The organism is Streptococcus sp. KHUD_016, assembly GCF_051106465.1.
GTDB lineage: Bacteria > Bacillota > Bacilli > Lactobacillales > Streptococcaceae > Streptococcus.
Genome location: NZ_CP193663.1, coordinates 868,263 through 888,090 on the forward strand (window position 1 = coordinate 868,263; position 19,828 = coordinate 888,090).

Genomic DNA, 19,828 nt, shown 5'->3' on the forward strand with positions numbered 1-19,828 from the left:
CTAATTTTACTCAAAATTTGATACGATGAGTCATTTTTTGCGATACTCCCATTTTATCATAAATAGCAGAGAAATTCACGGATATTCTTTGAAAACTAAAAAGAACTTGACTATTAAGATCAAGTTCCATTATTTTCTTTGATAGGAAGTGTCATTCCATCTTTCCAGAGTGAAGATTTCAAAATCATCGGTCTCTAAAACTGTCAGACTAGCATTTGCCAAGCCTCCATCTTTGCGAAGGTGAGCCTCTTTATAGCCTAAAAGTGTACGAAGGCTAGCAGTGAGATTGGCCCCATGCCCGACAATCAGAATTCTTTCAGCCGGACTTTCTTTCAGAGATTTGATAAACTGAATGGTTCGCTGAGTCGTAGAGTAGAGAGATTCGGCTTCAAACATCCTCGTATCAAACTGAGCCAGATTAGAGCGAAAGGCCTTGATTTGTTGTGGGTAGATGGCATTGAGCGTAGCAATTTTTAATCCCTCTAGTTTGCCAAGTTGCCATTCACGTAGGTTAGGAATGCTCTTTAAAGGACAAGGGGCTAGGAGTTGACTTTGGATAATTTCAGCAGATTTAACGGCTCTGGGTAAATCACTAGAATAAATCGTATCAAAAGGAATTTCCTTAAGATACTGCCCCAGTTGTTTTAGTGTGTCAATGGACTCTGGAAGAAGGGGAGAGTCACCACTAGCACCTTGAAAACGTCCTTCAAGATTCCAGAGGGTGCGACCATGACGGACAAAATAGAGTTTCATTACTTACTTTCCTCCAAGATATCAGCAAAGTCCGCTTTTACAAAACTGGCTAAGTCTTGAGGTCGGATGATAATACTATGCCCAACTTCTCCAGCAGAGACAATCATTTGGTCCAAATCCAAAGCAGTCTGATCAATAAAAATAGGATAATTGTGTTTTTGGCGAATGCCGACGGGGTTATTAGCCCCATGAATATAGCCTGTCGTTTTTTCTAGGTCTTTTTGAGGAATCATGCTGACTTTTTTATTACCAGAAACCTTTGCTAGTTTTTTCTCAGCGAGGTGTTCTGTTATGGGAACGATTCCGATGATTGGCCCCGTTTTGTCCCCTAATAGAGCCAAGGTTTTAAAGATATGAGTTCGATCATATTCTGAAGGAAGTTCTCCCTCAAGCGCGTTGATTTGTATACCAGTATGGTCAATACCCGCCTTGGTCAAGATTTGTTCGACCAAGGTTTTTTTAATCTTAACTTTCTTTGCCATTATTTATATTTATCCTCCAATTGACTCATCCAGATACCAAGCCAAATGCCAAGCGCAAAGAAGAAGGCGACGAGAACATAGCTCACAATAGAAAGTCCAGTGTATTGGATACTTTCAGCACTTCCAGCATTTGGAATCAAAATCAAGAGGGTGCTTGACAGCACAATCCCAATAATAAAGTGATAAACACGGGAGTGGTAGTTGTTCAAGGCGTGGTCCATTAATTTTGAAAAAATGATGAGTGTTGCTCCTGCACCAATCCCAATAGGAAGGAAGGTTCCGAATAAATCAAAGGTCTTAAAGCCAGTTAGCATTGGAGCGTACAGCCCTAAAATCAAGAGTAGGTTTGACGGACTTAAACCAGGCACCAAGACACCTAGAGCTAAAAGAGCACCCGCTAAGATGAAACTAGCGAAACCAGCACTGAGAGAACCAACAACAAAATTTAGCGCGTAGAGCCCGACACCTGAAAGGATAAAGGTGGTCCAGAACCAGACTAGGTCAATCTTATCCCGATCAGATTCCCGAGTAGATTCTTTAAGGAGGCTAGGCACTGTACCGATGATAGCTCCAGCAAAACTCCATAAAACATAGACTTGGTAATTTGCTAGCAGATACTCGATTGGATAAGAAAACAAACCAATGCCTAGCAACATCCCAATTGCTACTGGAATAAAGTATAGGACATTCGCTTTAAAATCTTTAAAGGGATGAGCCAGAAAAGAAATCATTCGCTCGTAAATTCCCAAAATAGCTGCCAGAACACCACCAGAAATTCCAGGTAGGATAAATCCTAAGGCGATGACGATTCCTTTAATAACTCTTGCAATCCATGAAAACATCATAAAATCCTCAATTTCATAAAATTCTTTCTCTATCCTATCAATTATAACACAGACGAGAAGAAAATGAAAAAACAAGTGAAAAAGAGAGCAATTTTCACTTGTTTTATGGTCTTAAAAATAGTTTTCTGAAGGTTTCTTCTTTTTCCTTCAAGGTAGAAATGAGATTAATATCTAAATGATGCTCAAATCCAGCAATTCTTCCTTTTGAAGTATACTGATGGAGGTCATAGTCTAAATCTGTATTAGGCGTGGTTTCAAAGTAGCCTGAATTCGTTCCATAAGATGGAATCCAGACAGCAGAGAACTTATCTGTATTGATACTATGCTCTTGCATAAAATAAACACCGATGTAAATTCCGATATTTTTGGCGCCAAGGGCTTCTAGTTTAGCCCTAAAAGCTTCAACACCTTCATTCATATCGGACATTGTTTTTTCTTCAACATCGAGCCAATAGTAACTAGGGTTGTATGGAGAAGCAGCATTGTAGAAAACCTCAGCAGCTTTTTCCATTTCTTTCTTACTAGTACCTGCTAGATAGGCATAAACAGCAACTGGAACATTCCGTTTTTGAAATTCTGAAATATGATTTATATAGGCTTTATCGACACCATTGGCATAGGCGGCATTATTTGTTTCAGTATGCTGACCCCCATTGTGGACACGAACAATAACACCAGAAATATTTTGAGATAAGGTATCGTAGTTGATTTCCTCAGGTATTTGCCAGCCAGAGACGTCAATAATAGGTTTGTCAAGATTATGCAAGGCCTGATTTTCAACCTGGACTGCATTGGGTTTTGACTTGATAGGATGGTCTTCATAAGTTGGTCTATTGAGGATCAAAATAGCTATAAATATAGTAAATAAAGTAAAAATAATAGCTGGATGAATCTTTTTTCTCATATTTAAATAGTTTAACGTAAATAGACAAAAAAATCAAAGAAAACATCGGAAAAAGTGAATATATGGGCGTCTTCTCCCTATTTTTCTGTTTGTTTACTCCTAAGAAACTAAATTATGGTATAATATAAGGGAATTTCTAGAGAAAAGAGAAGATTATGTCAAATTATGCCATTATTTTAGCAGCGGGTAAAGGTACTCGCATGAAATCAGATCTTCCAAAGGTACTTCATAAAGTAGCTGGAATTTCGATGTTGGAACATGTTTTTCGTAGTGTTGGTGCTATTCAACCTGAAAAAACAGTTACTGTAGTTGGTCACAAGGCAGAGCTAGTTGAGCAAGTATTAGCCGGTCAGACAGACTTTGTTACCCAATCAGAACAACTAGGAACTGGGCATGCTGTCATGATGGCAGAGCCTATTCTCCAAAATCGTACAGGCCACACATTGGTTATCGCTGGAGATACTCCTCTGATTACAGGTGAAAGCTTGAAAAACCTTTTGGATTTCCATATCAATCACAAAAATGTGGCGACGATCTTGACAGCTGAAGCAGCTGATCCTTTTGGATATGGTCGTATCGTCCGCAATGATAATGCTGAAGTTCTTCGCATTGTGGAGCAGAAAGATGCCACAGACTTTGAAAAACAAATCAAGGAAATCAATACAGGAACTTATGTATTTGACAATGAACGTCTTTTTGAAGCCCTTAAAAACATCAACACCAACAATGCCCAAGGTGAGTACTATATTACTGACGTGATTGGTATTTTCCGTAATGCGGGTGAGAAGGTTGGGGCCTATACTCTCAAGGATTTTGATGAAAGTCTCGGGGTAAATGACCGTGTAGCTCTTGCGACTGCAGAAGCAGTGATGCGTCGCCGTATCAACCAAAAGCATATGGTTAATGGTGTTAGCTTTGTCAATCCTGAAGCAACTTACATCGACATTGATGTTGAGATTGCTCCCGAAGTCCAAATCGAAGCTAATGTTACCTTGAAAGGTCAAACGAAGATTGGTGCTGAGACTGTTTTGACAAACGGTACTTATGTAGTGGATAGCACTATCGGAGCTGGAGCTGTGATTACCAACTCTATGATTGAGGAAAGTACAGTTGCAGACGGCGTGACTGTTGGCCCTTATGCCCATATTCGTCCAGGTTCAAGCCTGGCTGCTCAAGTTCACATTGGAAATTTTGTTGAAGTAAAAGGATCTTCAATTGGTGAAAATACCAAGGCGGGTCATTTGACTTATATTGGAAACTGTGAAGTGGGTAGCAACGTTAATTTTGGTGCAGGAACTATTACAGTCAACTACGATGGCAAAAATAAATATAAAACTGTCATTGGCAATAATGTCTTTGTTGGCTCAAACTCAACTATTATTGCTCCTGTAGAACTTGGGGATAATTCTCTGGTTGGAGCGGGTTCAACCATTACCAAGAATGTTCCTGCTGATGCCATTGCTATCGGCCGTGGACGTCAGGTCAACAAAGATGAATATGCGACTCGCTTACCTCATCATCCCAAGAACCAGTAGGAGTTTGCCATGGAATTTGAAGAAAAAACGATTAGTCGGAAAGAAATCTATCAAGGTCCTATTTTCAAACTAGTACAGGATCAGGTTGAGCTACCAGAAGGAAAGGGTACTGCCCAACGTGATTTGATTTTTCACAATGGAGCTGTTTGTGTACTAGCTGTGACAGCCGAGGACAAAATCGTTCTCGTTAAGCAATACCGAAAGGCTATCGAGGCGGTTTCTTATGAGATTCCTGCTGGTAAACTAGAAATTGGTGAAAATGCTGATCCAATGGCAGCGGCACTTCGTGAATTGGAAGAAGAAGTTGCCTACACGGCTAAGTTAGAACTGTTGTACGATTTCTATTCTGCGATTGGATTTTGTAATGAAAAACTAAAACTCTATCTTGCTAGTGATTTGGTCAAGGTGGAAAATCCTCGTCCACAAGATGATGATGAAACCTTGGAAGTCCTAGAAGTAAGTCTAGAGGAAGCCAAGAACCTGATCCAGTCAGGTCATATCTGTGATGCCAAGACCATTATGGCGATCCAGTACTGGGAACTACAAAAGAAATAGAGGAGAAACCCATGGGAAAACCTTTATTAACAGACGAAATGATTGAACGTGCCAACCGAGGTGAGAAAATCTCAGGACCACCTCTTCAAGATGATGAGGAAACAAAGATCCTACCAACATCTTCACAACATTTTGGTTATTCACGCTCTAGAGACCACGGTTTTAGTCAAGATACACTTACAATCGAAGTAGAACCAACAATTCATAAGAGTCGCCGCATTGAGAACACTAAGAGAAATGTTTTTAATTCGAAACTCAATCGTATCTTGTTTGCAGTCATCCTACTTTTGATTTTGTTGATTTTAGCGATGAAACTCTTGTAATTGAAAGGACTTGAAATGAAAATTGGAATCATTGCTGCCATGCCAGAAGAACTCGTATATTTGACTCAGAATTTGTACAAACCTCAAGAAGTTCAGGTCTTGGGAAATACCTACTACACAGGCTCTGTTGGCAATACTGAAGTCGTTCTAGTTCAGAGTGGGATTGGAAAGGTCATGTCGACTATGAGTGTAGCTATTCTAGCTGACCATTTTCAGGTAGAAGCTATCATCAATACAGGATCAGCAGGTGGTCTTGCTGAAGGGATTGCTGTTGGAGATGTAGTGATTGCGGATAAGTTGGCTTATCATGATGTGGATGTGACTGCTTTTGGCTATGCTTATGGCCAAATGGCTGGTCAACCTCTTTACTTTGAATCCGATAAGAACTTTATCGCTAGGATTAAAGAGAATTTATCTAAATTAGAACAGAACTGGCACCTAGGATTGATTGCTACAGGGGACAGTTTTATAGCTGGAGATGATAAGATTGCTAGTATCAAATCCCACTTTCCAGATGTGTTAGCAGTTGAAATGGAAGGGGCTGCTATTGCACAAGCAGCTCAGGCTCTTGGCCTACCTTTCCTAGTCATTCGTGCCATGAGTGACAATGCCAATCACGAAGCCTCTATCTCTTTTGATGAATTTATTATCGAAGCTGGACGTCGTTCTGCCCAAGTATTACTAGCCTTTTTAAAGGCCTTAGATTAAGCGGAAATTTGACAGTTTATCTAGCTTATGATAAGATTTAAATAAAGAAAAGCTAGAAAACGTTTCAGAGGATATTATGAGTATTGAAATGACCGTCAGTGAGATTGCAGAGGTCTTAGGACTATCTCGTCAAGCAATCAATAATCGTGTCAAAGAACTTCCTGAAGAGGACACGAAAAAAAATGACAAAGGTGTAACTGTAGTTACTCGAAGTGGCTTGATCAAGCTAGAAGAAATCTACAAAAAAACGATTTTTGAAGATGAACCAGTCAGTGATGATGTCAAACAACGTGAACTGATGGAAATCTTGGTCGATGAGAAAAACGCTGAAATTCTTCGCTTGTACGAGCAGCTCAAGGCCAAAGACCGCCAGTTATCAGAAAAAGATGAACAGATGCGAATCAAAGACCGACAGATTGCTGAAAAGGACAAACAGTTGGACCAACAGCAACAGTTAACTCTTCAAGCCATGAAGGATCAAGAAACCTTGAAACTCGAGTTGGACCAAGCAAAAGAAGAAGTCCAAGCAACCAAAAAAGGCTTTTTTGCTCGCCTTTTTGGAGGAAAATAAAGAAGCTGTTTGGGTTACTCACTAACCTAATGGCTTCTTTTATTATTTATAGTTTAGTTTGGGTAGTAATTGAGGTAAATAATGGAAAAATTAAGAGATTATATCGCCTTTGATTTGGAATTCAATCAACACGAGGGAGTTACCCATTTAATTCAAGTATCAGCAGTCCGCTTTCAAGATGGACAAGAAAGTGCTGCTTTTGATTCTTATGTTTATACTACAGCACCATTGAAGAGTTTTATCAATGGTTTGACTGGAATCACAGCTGAAACCTTGAAAGATGCGCCAAAAGTAGAACAAGTTTTAAAGGACTTTCAAGCATTCGTTGGCGACATACCTATCGTTGGTTACAATGCAGCTAAGAGTGATTTGCCTATTCTCTTGGATCATGGTATTGATTATCGTGACCAGTATAAGGTTGATCTATATGAGGAGGCTTTTGAACGCCGTAGTTCTGATCTACACGGCATAGCCAATCTTAAATTGCAAACTGTAGCGAATTTTTTAGGCTTTCACGGGAAGTCTCATAACAGTTTAGAGGATGCCCGCATGACGGCGCGTGTTTACGAAGCTTTTTTGGAATCAGATGAAGGAAAGCTATTAATAGAAGACCAGAGTAGTTTTTCGATGAATCCTTTCGGTGGCTTAGATTTATCCCAATTTTTAGACTAGGAGTGCTTATGAAACCTGAAAAACCTAAAAAGCTAGGTTTTAGGAAGATATACTATAACCTAGATAAGATTTTATTTCTATTTTTCTTGATATTTATGATGGTTGAGTTTGTCTGGCTACCATTAAATTCATGGATTGCTGGCATCCTTCTGAGACAAACCGGCTATTTGTTTATCTCCTACAATAACTTTTGGGCGATTATACAAGGCTCGCCTTTTATCAGTTTAGCCTTTCTCATCTTAATTGCAATCAATCTCCTGGTTGCCTATTTCCAGATTTGTCTTTTGTTTATCGGGGCTCGTCACCTTCTCTATCATGAAAAGAGAACCTTAATTGAGTACAGTAGAAAAGTATTTCATCAGAGCTTTTTATTTGTTAAGCGATTGAGCTTTTGTAAGATGGCCTTTGTCTTTTTTTACATTGCTATGCTTTTCCCGTTCATCCGTAAGATTTTAAAAATCTATTACCTCAACAAAATTATTATCCCTGATTTTATTGTGAATTATTGGGAAGGTAAGCATTGGCTGGTAGGTCTGATGATCATAGCATCCGCTTGGATCTTACTCTATATTTCAGTCCGATTTATGTTTGCCCTGCCTAAGATTCTCTTTGAAAGAAAGACCGTAAGAGAAAGTGTGAAATATAGTCTCCAAAAGACGAAAAAAAACGTTCTTTTCTTCTCTTGGCATCTTTTACTCATTATCATTAAAACCTATCTTTTCTTCTTTGGTCTGTTAATTCCCTTGCTTTTTGCGCAAGCAGTGATGGATAATCTAACTCAAAAAGAATCCTTGATTCTCGGAGTGATTAATTTTGTCTTGATTAAAAATTTCCATTACATGACCCTGACTTATTTCCTAGTGAAGTTTGTTTCCTTCCTGACAGGAGAAGAGCTAGAGATTATGCCAAGGCGAAAGAAAGATCATCTGATGAGATGGGGTGTCATGGGGTGTGCAAGTATCATTTTTGCCATAGAAGGCTACGTTTATCTGGAATCTCCGGATACCAATACACCTTTGGTGATTTCGCACAGAGGAGTAAGTAACAAAAACGGTGTTCAAAATACTGTGCAGTCTTTAGAAAAAACAGCTCAGCTAAAACCAGATCTCATCGAAATGGATGTGCAGGAAACGAAAGACGGTCAGTTCGTGATGATGCACGATGCTAACCTAAAAAATTTAACAGGTATTAATGCTACGCCGCAAGATTTGACTCTGGATGAATTAACAAATACAGATATTTACGAGAATGGTTATCAAACAAAGATTTCAAGCTTTGATGCCTATTTAGAACGTGCAAATGCTTTAAACCAAAAATTGCTGATTGAGATTAAAACCAGTAAAAAAGATAGTCCGCAAATGATGGACCATTTCCTCGAAAAGTATGGGGCGACTATCAAGAAATATGGACACCAGATGCAATCGCTAGACTACCATGTGATTGATAAAGTGTTGACTTATGATTCTGAAATTCCAGTTTACTTTATTCTTCCCTATAACAGTATCTTCCCAAGAACCAAGGCAACGGGTTACACTATGGAGTACTCAACTTTGGATGAATACTTTGTCAATAAACTCTGGACAACTGATCAGAGACTCTATGTTTGGACCGTAAATGGTTCGGAGGCATTTGATAAAGCAGTTCGTCTCGGCGCAGATGGCATGATTACTGATGATCTTGAAATGGTCCAGTCACAAGTCACAATGGCTCAAGACGATCCGGAATATACGGAATTACTCTTAAAGAAAGCAATGGAATTCTTTGACTTCTAATAAAAAAAGAGAAACATCTGTTTCTCTTTTTTTGTGGATTAGAAAGGCAATTTTCCAGCGAAAGCTCCTAGTTTCTTCTTAGTCGTTTCATCAATTTGTTCAAGTGCAGCGTTAATTGCTTGCGCAGTCATGTCAGAAAGGGTTTCGAGATCTTCTGGATCTACAACTGCTGGGTTGAAGTCAATGCTGACAACTTTTTTGTCTCCAGTTAGGGTTGCTTGGACAAGGTCCTGAGCTGATTTTCCAACAAATTCCATGGCAGCGAGTTCTGCTTGGCTCTGTTCCATTTGTTTTTGAAGTTTTTGTGCTTGGCGCATCATGTTTTGCATGTTCATCATGGCGGTTTACAGTTTCCTTTTTCTATTATTTTCCTTTTTATTTTATCAATTTTAGGTGCAAAAGTCTATTATTTGTTTAATTCATTAGATATATGAACTTTTATAATGAGTCCCTTAAACAACTTTTAAGAAATTTACTATGCACACCTGGTATTCTTTGCGAAACAAATAAATTTCATTTAAGTTTTCTTTAAGGATTCTATTATATTCTATAGAACTCTATGTTAACCGAACGTTAAGCAGAAAATATAGAGGATAACCTAATTTTATTTCTTAATTTGTTATAGTCTTTCCAGATTTAGTAACACATTGTTCACTTTTTACCTTTAATGGTGTGTTGATTAGACTAAATGACGCTCTGTCTTTTTTTCATGATGGAGGCAGATTGTGATATAATAGATAGTAATGAGTTTTTTAGAATAAACTAAAGGAGAATATAAATGATCTATGCAGGAATCCTAGCCGGAGGAACTGGCACACGCATGGGAATCAGTAATTTACCAAAACAATTCTTGGAGTTGGGTGATCGACCTATTTTGATCCACACAATTGAAAAATTCGTCTTAGAACCAAGTATTGAAAAAATTGTAGTTGGAGTTCATGGAGACTGGGTGTCACACGCTGAGGACCTAGTTGACAAGTATCTTTCTCTCCACAAGGATCGCATCATCATTACCAAAGGTGGGGCTGATCGCAATACCAGTATCGAGAAGATTATAGAAGCCATTAATGCCTATCGTCCAATCACTCTAGAAGATATCGTGGTTACCCACGACTCTGTTCGTCCTTTTATCACACTTCGCATGATTCAGGACAATATCAAACTTGCTCAAGATCATGATGCGGTTGACACAGTAGTAGAAGCGGTTGATACCATTGTTGAAAGTACAAATGGTCAGTTTATCACGGATATTCCAAATCGTGCTCACCTCTATCAAGGTCAAACACCTCAGACATTCCGTTGCAAGGATTTCATGGATTTGTATGGTTCCCTATCTGATCAAGAAAAGGAAATCCTGACGGATGCATGTAAAATTTTTGTTATCAAAGGAAAGGATGTTGCTCTAGCTAAAGGGGAATATTCAAACCTTAAAATCACAACGGTGACAGACTTGAAAATCGCGAAAAGCATGATTGAGAAAGACTAAGGCTATGATTAATCAAATTTATCAACTGACCAAACCAAAGTTTATCAATGTAAAATATCAAGAAGAGGATATTGATCAGGAGAATCATATCCTGATTCGTCCAAATTATATGGCGGTTTGTCATGCGGATCAACGTTACTATCAAGGGAAGCGTGATCCAAAGATATTGGCTAATAAACTTCCTATGGCCATGATTCATGAGTCTTGTGGAACTGTTATTTCAGATCCGACTGGGACTTATGAAGTCGGTCAAAAGGTAGTTATGATTCCCAATCAACCGCCTATGCAGAGTGACAAGGAGTTCTACGAGAACTACATGACCGGAACCTACTTCCTATCAAGTGGTTATGATGGCTTTATGAGAGAATTTGTCTCTCTTCCAAAAGATCGTGTTGTGTCTTATAATGACATTGAGGACACAGTTGCAGCCATTACTGAGTTTGTGAGTGTTGGTATGCATGCCATGAATCGTTTCTTAAATCTTGCCCACAGCAAACGAGAGCGAATCGCTGTTATTGGAGATGGTAGTTTGGCTTTTGTGGTTGCCAATATTATCAATTATACCTTGCCAGAAGCAGAGATTATCGTGATTGGTCGCCATTGGGAAAAACTAGAGCTCTTCTCTTTTGCTAAAGAGTGCTACATTACTGATAATATCCCAGAGGATTTGACCTTTGATCATGGATTTGAGTGTTGTGGTGGTGATGGTACAGGTCCAGCAATCAATGACTTGATTCGTTACATTCGACCTCAGGGAACGATTCTCATGATGGGAGTGAGCGAGTACAAGGTTAATATCAATACGCGAGACTCTTTAGAAAAAGGTTTATTATTGGTCGGTTCGTCTCGATCTGGACGGATTGATTTTGAAAATGCAATACAGATGATGGAAGTTAAAAAGTTTGCAAATCGTCTGAAAAATATCCTTTATGTTGAAGAGCCAGTGAGAGAAATCAAGGACATTCATCGTGTCTTTGCTACAGACCTAAATACTGCTTTCAAAACAGTGTTTAAGTGGGAAGTTTAAGAGATGGAGGCTAATTGTGGAGAAACTCATCAAAGAAAAAATTTCTTCTTTACTATCTGAAGAAGAGGAAGTACTCAGTGTCGAACAGCTGGGAGGCATGACCAACCAAAACTATTTGGCCAAGACAACTAATAAGCAGTATATCGTTAAATTTTTCGGAAAAGGGACCGAAAAGCTCATCAATCGTCAAGATGAAAAGTACAATCTTGAACTTTTAGAGGATTTAGATTTAGATGTCAAAAATTACCTCTTTGATATTGAGTCAGGGATTAAAGTAAATGAATACATCGAATCAGCAGTAACTCTTGATTCAACATCTATCAAATCCAAGTTTGAAAAGATTGCACCAATTTTACAAACCATCCATGCTTCAGGGAAAGAATTAAGAGGAGAATTTGCTCCTTTTGAGGAAATCAGCAAATATGAATCCTTGATTGAGGGACCTATCCCTTATGAAAACTATGAAGCTGTAAGAAAAGATGTATTTTCACTAGAAAAGAGATTGGCTGATTTGGGTGTTGATAGAAAGTCCTGTCACATCGATTTGGTACCAGAAAACTTTATCGAGTCACCACAAGGTCGTTTGTATTTGATTGACTGGGAATACTCTTCTATGAATGACCCGATGTGGGATTTGGCAGCTCTTTTCTTAGAATCTGAATTTACAAAGCAAGAGGAAGATGATTTCCTTTCCTACTACGAAAGCGTCAAAACGCCTGTATCACGTGAGAAGATTCGTATCTATAAAATCTTGCAAGATACTATCTGGAGTTTGTGGACAGTGTACAAAGAAGCCCAAGGAGCTGACTTTGGAGATTATGGTATCAACCGTTACCAAAGAGCTGTCGAAGGTTTGACTTATTATGGAGGTTAGGATGAAGAATAAAAATGGTGTTTCCTTTGGTCTGCTCTCTGGTATTTTCTGGGGATTAGGCCTAACAATCAGTGCTTATATCTTTTCAATTTTTACAAATCTTTCACCTTTTGTGGTGGCTGCTGCTCATGATTTCTTGAGTATCTTTATCTTGTTAGCTTTTCTTTTGGTAAAAGAAAAAAAAGTTCGTCTTTCGATTTTCTTAAATATTCGAAATGTGAGTGTAATTATCGGTGCTTTACTAGCAGGACCTATTGGTATGCAGGCCAATCTTTATGCGGTTAAATATATTGGTAGTTCTCTAGCTTCATCTGTATCGGCTATTTACCCAGCAGTTTCAGTTTTGCTAGCCTTCTTCATTTTGAAACACAAGGTTTCAAAGAATACAGTATTCGGTGTTTTCTTGATTATTGCAGCGATCATTGCTCAAACCTACAAGGTTGAACAAGTTAACTCGTTTTACATTGGGATTCTTTGTGCCCTTATCTGTGCCATTGCCTGGGGGAGTGAAAGTGTTCTCAGCTCCTATGCTATGGAAAGTGATTTAAGTGAAATTGAAGCCTTGTTAATTCGACAAGTAACCTCATTCTTGTCCTATCTTGTGATTGTGCTCTTTTCTCACCATTCATTTGCAGAAGTGGCAGATGGGCAATTATTCGGCCTCTTGATTGTCTTTGCGGCCTTTGATATGATTTCCTACTTAGCTTATTATATCGCCATTAATCGTTTGCAACCTGCGAAAGCGACAGGTTTGAATGTGAGCTATGTAGTTTGGACTGTCTTATTTGCAGTTATTTTCTTGGGTGCACCGCTAGATATGCTGACAATCATCACTTCACTTATTGTTATGGCTGGTGTTTATATTATTATTAAAGAATAAAGGAGATTCGTGTGAAAGCGATTATTTTAGCAGCGGGCTTAGGAACTCGCCTACGCCCTATGACTGAAAATACACCAAAAGCTTTGGTTAAGGTTAATCAAAAACCCTTGGTAGAATACCAAATTGAGTTTTTGAAAGAGAGAGGAATTGATGAGATTATCATCGTTGTCGGTTACTTCAAAGAACAATTTGACTACCTAAAAGAAAAATATGGTGTCCGTTTAGTCTTTAACGACAAGTATGCTGATTACAATAACTTTTACTCACTTTATCTAGTAAAAGAAGATTTGGCTAACAGCTACGTCATCGATGCAGATAACTATCTTTTCAAAAATATGTTTCGAAACGATCTTAAACGTTCTACCTATTTTAGCGTTTATCGTGAAGACTGTACGAACGAGTGGTTCTTGGTTTACGGTGATGACTACAAGGTTCAAGATATCATTGTTGACAGCAAAGCTGGTCGCATTCTGAGCGGAGTTTCATTCTGGGATGCACCAACTGCTGAGAAGATTGTTGGCTTTATTGACAAAGCTTACGAAAGTGGTGAATTTGTTGATCTCTACTGGGACAACATGGTTAAGGATAATATCAAAGAATTGGATGTCTATGTCGAAGAATTAGAAGGAAATAGCATCTATGAAATTGATAGTGTAAAAGATTACCATAAGTTAGAAGAGATTTTATCTACCATTGAGTAAGGAATGAGAAGAAGGCTTGAGCCTTCTTTTTTTGTGTATTTTATAACAAGAATGTTTGATATTGATTGTATTCTTTAAATGAAACAAAAATTATAAAAAAATGAACAAAATAAAACAAAAATTATTGACAACGATTTCATATAGTGTTATACTTATAGCATAAAAGATAATTGAAAGAAGGGAAAATGTTATGGGATTAGATCATTTCTTTGACAAAAACCTGGTGTTTTGCTTAGAAGCGGATAATCAAGAACAACTCTTTGATCAGGTAGCAAGCTTGTTGGAAGAACGAGAAATTGTCACTCCAACTTATCGTGAAGCCTTGATCACGCGTGAAAAGTCATTTCCAACTGGTTTAGATATGGAATTTCTAGGAAAGGACTTGCCAAATGTAGCGATTCCTCATACAGATATTGTTCATAATCTAGCTGAGAAAGTAGTGGTTGTTCGATTAGAAAAACCAGTAACTTTTCACAATATGATAGCTCCTGATAAGGAAGTAGAAGTATCCCTACTCTTCTTTATCATTAACAACTCAAGTTCAAGTCAAACAAATATTCTGGCTCAGTTGATGGACTTTTTCACAGGAAATGGACATCTGGAAGATCTATCAAAAATTTCCGAACCAGAAAAACTTTATGCTTACATTGCTGAAGCAACCGCTTAATCTTGTCTATTAAAAAAAATCGGAGGAAATCCAAATGATTAAAATTCTTGCTGCCTGCGGTGCAGGTGTTAACTCAAGTCACCAAATTAAAAGTGCTCTAGAAGAAGAACTTTCAAACCGTGGTTATGACGTTCACTGTGATGCCGTCATGGTGAAAGATGTAAACGAAGACCTTATCAAGGGCTACGATATCTTTACACCAATCGCTGCAACTGACCTTGGTTTTGAACCTGGTATTCCAGTAATTGAAGCTGGACCAATCTTGTTCCGTATTCCAGCGATGAGCGCTCCAGTATTTGACAATATTGAAGCAGCTATCAAAGAACACGGACTAAGCTAATTTATTCTTTATCTTGTTAACATTCATATAACTAAAAAAACGGGAGGAACTATTATGGATGTCATTATCGAACTAGCCAATAAGATTTTCAAGCCAGTCTTGGAAATGGGTGGTCCTATCATCATGCTGATCATCTTGACAGTATTGGCTTTACTATTTGGAGTGAAATTCTCCAAAGCGCTTGAAGGTGGTATCAAACTTGCCATCGCCCTTACTGGTATCGGTGCTATCATCGGTATGCTCAACGGAGCTTTCTCAGCATCACTTGCAAAATTCGTTGAAAATACTGGTATTCAATTGAACATCACTGACGTTGGTTGGGCACCACTTGCAACCATCACTTGGGGATCTGCATGGACACTTTACTTCTTGCTTGTAATGTTGATTGTCAACATTGTGATGCTTGCAATGAAGAAAACAGATACACTTGACGTCGATATCTTCGATATCTGGCACTTGTCAATCACTGGTCTTTTGATCAAATGGTACGCAGACAACAATGGAGTTAGCCAAGGGGTTTCACTCTTCATCGCAACTGCAGCAGTTGTCCTTGTAGGTATTTTGAAAATCATCAACTCTGATTTGATGAAACCAACTTTCGACGACCTTCTTAATGCACCAAGTTCATCACCAATGACTTCAACTCACATGAACTACATGATGAACCCAGTTATCATGGTCTTGGATAAAATCTTTGATAAAGTATTGCCTGGTCTCGATAAATATGACTTTGACGCTGCAAAATTGAACAAAAAAATCGGTTTCTGGGGATCTAAATTCTTTATCGGTTTCATCCTTGGTATTGTTATTGGTTTGATGGGGACTCCACACCCAGTTGCTGGAGTAGAAGGAGCTGATAAATGGGAACTTGTTATTAAAGGTTGGTTGAGCCTTGGTTTGACTGCCGGTGTAGCTTTGGAACTCTTCTCACTTATCGGATCATGGTTCATCGCAGCCGTAGAACCACTCTCACAAGGTATTACAAACGTTGCTACTAAACGTCTTCAAGGACGTAAATTCAACATCGGTCTTGACTGGCCATTCATCGCTGGTCGTGCTGAAATCTGGGCTTGTGCTAACGTACTTGCTCCAATCATGCTAGTAGAAGCAGTGCTTCTTTCAAACGTCGGTAATGGTATCTTGCCACTTGCAGGTATCATCGCTATGGGTGTGACTCCAGCTCTCTTGGTTGTTACACGTGGTAAATTGCTCCGTATGATTATCTTCGGAACACTCTTGTTGCCTCTCTTCCTTCTTTCTGGTACTCTTATCGCACCATTCGCAACTGAACTTGCTAAAGGTGTAGGTGCCTTCCCAGAAGGTGTGAACCAATCTCAATTGATTACTCACTCAACTCTTGAAGGACCAATTGAAAAACTATTTGGTTGGGCAATCGGTAATGCTACAACAGGTGATATCAAAGCAATCCTTGGTGCAGCAGCCTTCCTTGTATTCTATGTAGGTATCTTTGCTTGGTATAGAAAACAAATGATCAAACGTAACGAAGAATACGCAGCAAATGCTAAATAATTCGCTCCTATAAAATGTAAATTGTGAAAACTGGGTTGTTAATTTCCTACATTGGGAGTGGCAACCTAGTTTTTTATATAAAGATCTAAAAATAGTTGGAGAACATTATGGTAATTGAAATCAAATCAGACCAGTTAACGGTCCAGTTTAAAACCTTAGGTGGCGCCTTGTCGTCGATCAAGGATCGAGAGGGCATTGAGTATCTGTGGCAAGGAGATTCCACTTACTGGAGTGGACAAGCGCCTGTACTTTTTCCAATCTGCGGCTCTTTAAGAGAAGATACAGCCTTCTACAGTCATGCAGATGGAACGGAGACGAAAGGAAACATTCCTCGCCATGGTTTGGTTCGCAAGAAAGAATTTGAATTAGTTGAACAGACAGAAAACAGTGTTACTTTTGCTATCGAAGATGATGAGAATACTTATCAAAACTATCCTTATCACTTCCGCCTTGAAATCACTTATCTAGTGACCAGCAAGATTGTTCGTACTCAATACAAAATCTATAATAAAGAAACGAATAAAGTAATGCCATTCTTTATAGGAGGACATCCAGGATTTAATTGTCCTCTACTAGATGGCGAAACTTATGAAGATTACTATTTAGAGTTTGAGAAAGAAGAGACTTGCTCTGTTCCACGACCTTTCCCAGAAACAGGAATGTTAGACTTCCAAGATAGAAGTCCATGGTTGGATGGGCAAAAAGAATTAGACCTTAGCTATGATTTGTTTAGCACAGATGCAGTGACTTTGGATGAGTTACAATCCAGAACAATTGCCCTTCGTTCTCGTAAGCATGAGAAGGGATTAAAAGTAAACTTCCAAGAGTTTTCAAATCTTATTATCTGGTCAACTTTGAATAAGGGACCATTCATTGCGTTTGAACCTTGGTCTGGCTTGTCAACATCTCTTGAAGAAGGAGATCATTTAGAAGATAAGAAGAATGTTCGTCTCCTAGAACCTGGTCAAGTAGATCAGATTGGCTTTGATATTGAAATATTTTAGATAAAAAACTACAAAAACAAACATTTACTGTTGACTTTTTCTATAAATAGGAGTATATTATGTTTGTAAACAACAAATGATGTTTGTAACAAACAAACAATCACTTGTTATATTCTCTTTCGTGGAGAAGGATTATTTCTAGGAAATTGGTTTCCTGGACTTGGATAAGGTGTTATTCATCTCATTCAATCAAATTTGTCACTAAACTGCTAGAAAATCTTTTGTAGGTAAACTGCTAACTATAAAAGTTTTTACTAGCCTAGAAAAATAAAAAGGAGTAAACAATATGTCTATTGTTATCGGTGCAGATGCTGCAGGTTTGAGATTGAAAGAAGTTGTGAAAGACTTCTTGGAAAAAGAAAACTTCCACGTTGTGGATGTTACAGCTGAAGGTCAAGATTTTGTTGATGTGACTCTTGCTGTTGCTGCAGAAGTAAACAAAGAAGAACAAAATCTTGGTATCGTGATTGATGCTTATGGAGCTGGTCCATTTATGGTCGCAACTAAAATCAAAGGAATGGTTGCCGCAGAAGTATCTGACGAACGTTCAGCTTATATGACTCGTGGACACAACAACTCACGTATGATCACTATGGGTGCACAACTTGTTGGTGATGAATTGGCTAAAAATATTGCTAAAGGTTTTGTTAACGGTAAATACGACGGTGGCCGTCACCAAATTCGTGTTGATATGTTGAACAAAATGTGCTAATTAGATTACAGTAAGAAAGGTAAGTTAAAAATGAGAATTGCAATTGGATGTGACCACATCGTAACAGATGAAAAAATGGCGGTTTCAGAATTTTTGAAATCAAAAGGATATGAAGTCATCGACTTTGGTACCTATGACCACACACGTACTCACTACCCAATCTTTGGTAAAAAAGTTGGTGAAGCTGTAACTAGCGGTCAAGCTGATCTTGGGGTATGTATCTGTGGTACTGGTGTTGGTATCAACAACGCTGTCAACAAAGTCCCAGGAGTTCGTTCTGCCCTGGTTCGTGATATGACAACAGCTCTTTATGCAAAAGAACAATTGAACGCCAATGTTATTGGTTTTGGTGGTAAAATCACTGGTGAATTGCTCATGTGTGATATCATTGAAGCTTTTATCAATGCTGAATACAAACCATCAGAAGAAAACAAAAAATTGATTGCGAAAATTGAGCACGTTGAAACTCACAATGCTCATCAAGCAGATGCAAACTTCTTTACAGAATTCCTTGAAAAATGGGATCGCGGTGAATACCACGACTAAGAGGTGACGCATGATTTTAACAGTCACAATGAATCCATCCATTGATATTTCTTATCCTTTGGATGAATTGAAAATTGACACTGTCAACCGCGTGGTGGACGTGACCAAGACAGCTGGTGGTAAAGGCCTCAATGTTACACGAGTGCTTTCAGAATTTGGTGATTCTGTTGTTGCTACTGGTTTGGTCGGTGGTAAACTTGGAGAGTTTTTAGTAGAGCATATCGACGATAAAGTAACGAAACGTTTCTTCTCCATTCAAGGAGAGACTCGTAACTGTATCGCTATTCTGCACGGAGATAACCAAACAGAAATCCTTGAAAAAGGTCCCGAAGTTCTTGAACAAGAAGGGCAAGATTTCTTGGCTCATTTCGAAAATCTTCTTGACACTGTGGAAGTAGTAGCCATCTCTGGTAGTCTGCCAGCAGGTCTTCCAGTTGACTACTATGCAAGCTTAGTAGAACTTGCTAATCGCGCAGGAAAACCAGTTGTTCTGGATTGCTCAGGTGCTGCCCTTCAGGCGGTTCTTGAATCACCACATAAACCAACAGTAATCAAACCAAATAACGAAGAATTGTCTCAGCTTCTTGGGAAAGAAGTTTCTGAGGATTTGGATGAGTTAAAAGAAGTTCTTCAAGAGCCTCTATTTGCAGGGATTGAGTGGATAATTGTTTCACTTGGTGCAAATGGTGCTTTTGCAAAACATGGGGACACTTTCTACAAGGTAGATATTCCAAGAATTCAGGTAGTGAACCCTGTTGGATCTGGAGATTCTACTGTGGCAGGGATTTCCTCAGGACTTCTTCATAAGGAATCGGATGTAGAACTCCTCATCAAGGCCAATGTCCTTGGTATGCTCAATGCTCAAGAAAAGATGACAGGTCATGTCAATATGGCTAACTATCAAGCTCTATATGATCAATTAATAGTAAAAGAGGTATAAA

24 protein-coding genes are annotated in these 19,828 nt (G+C 38.6%); 19 read left to right on the forward strand and 5 right to left on the reverse strand.

Going from position 1 to position 19,828, the window contains the following annotated elements:
- Positions 1 to 129: 129 nt before the first annotated feature.
- The 4 genes from ACORHV_RS04010 to ACORHV_RS04025 form a co-directional block, all read right to left on the reverse strand.
- Positions 130 to 753, reverse strand: a complete 624-nt coding sequence (locus ACORHV_RS04010) for a histidine phosphatase family protein (RefSeq protein WP_000780804.1) — start codon at positions 751 to 753, stop codon at positions 130 to 132.
- Positions 753 to 1,235 (reverse strand): aminoacyl-tRNA deacylase, encoded by a 483-nt coding sequence (locus ACORHV_RS04015; RefSeq protein ID WP_001085910.1) that lies wholly within the window; start codon positions 1,233 to 1,235, stop codon positions 753 to 755. The genes ACORHV_RS04010 and ACORHV_RS04015 overlap by 1 nt, the downstream gene beginning before the upstream one ends.
- Positions 1,235 to 2,077, reverse strand: coding sequence for a DUF368 domain-containing protein (locus ACORHV_RS04020; protein WP_008289179.1), 843 nt, complete (start codon positions 2,075 to 2,077; stop codon positions 1,235 to 1,237). The genes ACORHV_RS04015 and ACORHV_RS04020 overlap by 1 nt, the downstream gene beginning before the upstream one ends.
- Positions 2,078 to 2,183: 106 nt before the next feature.
- A complete protein-coding gene (locus tag ACORHV_RS04025; RefSeq protein ID WP_001227570.1) occupies positions 2,184 to 2,984 on the reverse strand; it encodes a glycoside hydrolase family 25 protein in 801 nt (266 codons plus the stop codon).
- Between the two features lie 155 nt (positions 2,985 to 3,139).
- Here ACORHV_RS04025 and glmU point away from each other — a divergent pair, with 155 nt between their 5' ends.
- The 7 genes from glmU to ACORHV_RS04060 all read left to right on the forward strand — a co-directional run bounded on the left by glmU (position 3,140) and on the right by ACORHV_RS04060 (position 9,120).
- Positions 3,140 to 4,519, forward strand: coding sequence for a bifunctional UDP-N-acetylglucosamine diphosphorylase/glucosamine-1-phosphate N-acetyltransferase GlmU (gene glmU, locus ACORHV_RS04030; protein WP_000073757.1), 1,380 nt, complete (start codon positions 3,140 to 3,142; stop codon positions 4,517 to 4,519).
- 9 nt (positions 4,520 to 4,528) lie between these two features.
- Complete coding sequence (locus tag ACORHV_RS04035) at positions 4,529 to 5,074, forward strand: NUDIX hydrolase (protein WP_049479417.1); 546 nt, start codon at positions 4,529 to 4,531, stop codon at positions 5,072 to 5,074.
- 11 nt (positions 5,075 to 5,085) lie between these two features.
- Entirely contained in the window at positions 5,086 to 5,397 is a 312-nt protein-coding gene (gene macP / locus ACORHV_RS04040) for a cell wall synthase accessory phosphoprotein MacP (RefSeq protein ID WP_000517872.1), read from the forward strand.
- A 15-nt stretch (positions 5,398 to 5,412) separates the two neighbouring features.
- On the forward strand, positions 5,413 to 6,105 hold the full coding sequence (locus ACORHV_RS04045) for a 5'-methylthioadenosine/adenosylhomocysteine nucleosidase (protein ID WP_049490000.1): 693 nt from the start codon (positions 5,413 to 5,415) through the stop codon (positions 6,103 to 6,105).
- A gap of 76 nt (positions 6,106 to 6,181) precedes the next feature.
- Complete coding sequence (gene rocS, locus ACORHV_RS04050) at positions 6,182 to 6,676, forward strand: chromosome segregation protein RocS (protein WP_000021252.1); 495 nt, start codon at positions 6,182 to 6,184, stop codon at positions 6,674 to 6,676.
- Positions 6,677 to 6,757: 81 nt separating this feature from the next.
- On the forward strand, positions 6,758 to 7,348 hold the full coding sequence (locus tag ACORHV_RS04055; RefSeq protein WP_049479419.1) for a 3'-5' exonuclease: 591 nt from the start codon (positions 6,758 to 6,760) through the stop codon (positions 7,346 to 7,348).
- Positions 7,349 to 7,356: 8 nt separating this feature from the next.
- The gene (locus tag ACORHV_RS04060; RefSeq protein WP_268699715.1) at positions 7,357 to 9,120 is read left to right on the forward strand and encodes a glycerophosphodiester phosphodiesterase; all 1,764 of its coding nucleotides are present in this window, start codon (positions 7,357 to 7,359) and stop codon (positions 9,118 to 9,120) included.
- Positions 9,121 to 9,158: 38 nt separating this feature from the next.
- Here the strand turns inward: ACORHV_RS04060 and ACORHV_RS04065 are convergent, their stop codons facing one another.
- Positions 9,159 to 9,458 carry a YbaB/EbfC family nucleoid-associated protein gene (locus ACORHV_RS04065; RefSeq protein WP_000981515.1) on the reverse strand — a complete coding sequence of 100 codons (300 nt, stop codon included), beginning with the start codon at positions 9,456 to 9,458 and terminating at the stop codon, positions 9,159 to 9,161.
- A gap of 440 nt (positions 9,459 to 9,898) precedes the next feature.
- On the opposite strand from ACORHV_RS04065, the gene ACORHV_RS04070 reads away from it, so the two are divergent.
- From ACORHV_RS04070 to ACORHV_RS04125, 12 genes are all read left to right on the forward strand, one after another.
- Positions 9,899 to 10,606: an IspD/TarI family cytidylyltransferase gene (locus tag ACORHV_RS04070; RefSeq protein ID WP_000638515.1), complete on the forward strand. Its 708-nt coding sequence runs from the start codon at positions 9,899 to 9,901 to the stop codon at positions 10,604 to 10,606.
- A 4-nt stretch (positions 10,607 to 10,610) separates the two neighbouring features.
- Positions 10,611 to 11,633 (forward strand): ribitol-5-phosphate dehydrogenase, encoded by a 1,023-nt coding sequence (locus tag ACORHV_RS04075; RefSeq protein ID WP_434398900.1) that lies wholly within the window; start codon positions 10,611 to 10,613, stop codon positions 11,631 to 11,633.
- A 16-nt stretch (positions 11,634 to 11,649) separates the two neighbouring features.
- Entirely contained in the window at positions 11,650 to 12,507 is an 858-nt protein-coding gene (locus ACORHV_RS04080; RefSeq protein ID WP_434398902.1) for a phosphotransferase, read from the forward strand.
- Between the two features lies 1 nt (position 12,508).
- The gene (locus ACORHV_RS04085) at positions 12,509 to 13,387 is read left to right on the forward strand and encodes a DMT family transporter (protein ID WP_434398904.1); all 879 of its coding nucleotides are present in this window, start codon (positions 12,509 to 12,511) and stop codon (positions 13,385 to 13,387) included.
- 11 nt (positions 13,388 to 13,398) lie between these two features.
- On the forward strand, positions 13,399 to 14,088 hold the full coding sequence (locus tag ACORHV_RS04090; protein ID WP_434398906.1) for a sugar phosphate nucleotidyltransferase: 690 nt from the start codon (positions 13,399 to 13,401) through the stop codon (positions 14,086 to 14,088).
- Positions 14,089 to 14,278: 190 nt separating this feature from the next.
- Complete coding sequence (locus tag ACORHV_RS04095; protein WP_000521979.1) at positions 14,279 to 14,755, forward strand: PTS sugar transporter subunit IIA; 477 nt, start codon at positions 14,279 to 14,281, stop codon at positions 14,753 to 14,755.
- Between the two features lie 34 nt (positions 14,756 to 14,789).
- Positions 14,790 to 15,095, forward strand: a complete 306-nt coding sequence (locus ACORHV_RS04100; protein ID WP_000590551.1) for a PTS sugar transporter subunit IIB — start codon at positions 14,790 to 14,792, stop codon at positions 15,093 to 15,095.
- 54 nt (positions 15,096 to 15,149) lie between these two features.
- Entirely contained in the window at positions 15,150 to 16,625 is a 1,476-nt protein-coding gene (locus ACORHV_RS04105; RefSeq protein WP_434398909.1) for a PTS galactitol transporter subunit IIC, read from the forward strand.
- A gap of 107 nt (positions 16,626 to 16,732) precedes the next feature.
- Positions 16,733 to 17,629 (forward strand): aldose 1-epimerase family protein, encoded by an 897-nt coding sequence (locus ACORHV_RS04110; RefSeq protein ID WP_434398911.1) that lies wholly within the window; start codon positions 16,733 to 16,735, stop codon positions 17,627 to 17,629.
- Positions 17,630 to 17,915: 286 nt separating this feature from the next.
- Positions 17,916 to 18,341 (forward strand): galactose-6-phosphate isomerase subunit LacA, encoded by a 426-nt coding sequence (lacA, locus tag ACORHV_RS04115; protein WP_000029277.1) that lies wholly within the window; start codon positions 17,916 to 17,918, stop codon positions 18,339 to 18,341.
- Between the two features lie 30 nt (positions 18,342 to 18,371).
- Positions 18,372 to 18,887, forward strand: coding sequence for a galactose-6-phosphate isomerase subunit LacB (gene lacB / locus ACORHV_RS04120; protein ID WP_001216921.1), 516 nt, complete (start codon positions 18,372 to 18,374; stop codon positions 18,885 to 18,887).
- A gap of 10 nt (positions 18,888 to 18,897) precedes the next feature.
- Positions 18,898 to 19,827: a tagatose-6-phosphate kinase gene (locus ACORHV_RS04125; RefSeq protein WP_434398913.1), complete on the forward strand. Its 930-nt coding sequence runs from the start codon at positions 18,898 to 18,900 to the stop codon at positions 19,825 to 19,827.
- Position 19,828: the final 1 nt, after the last annotated feature.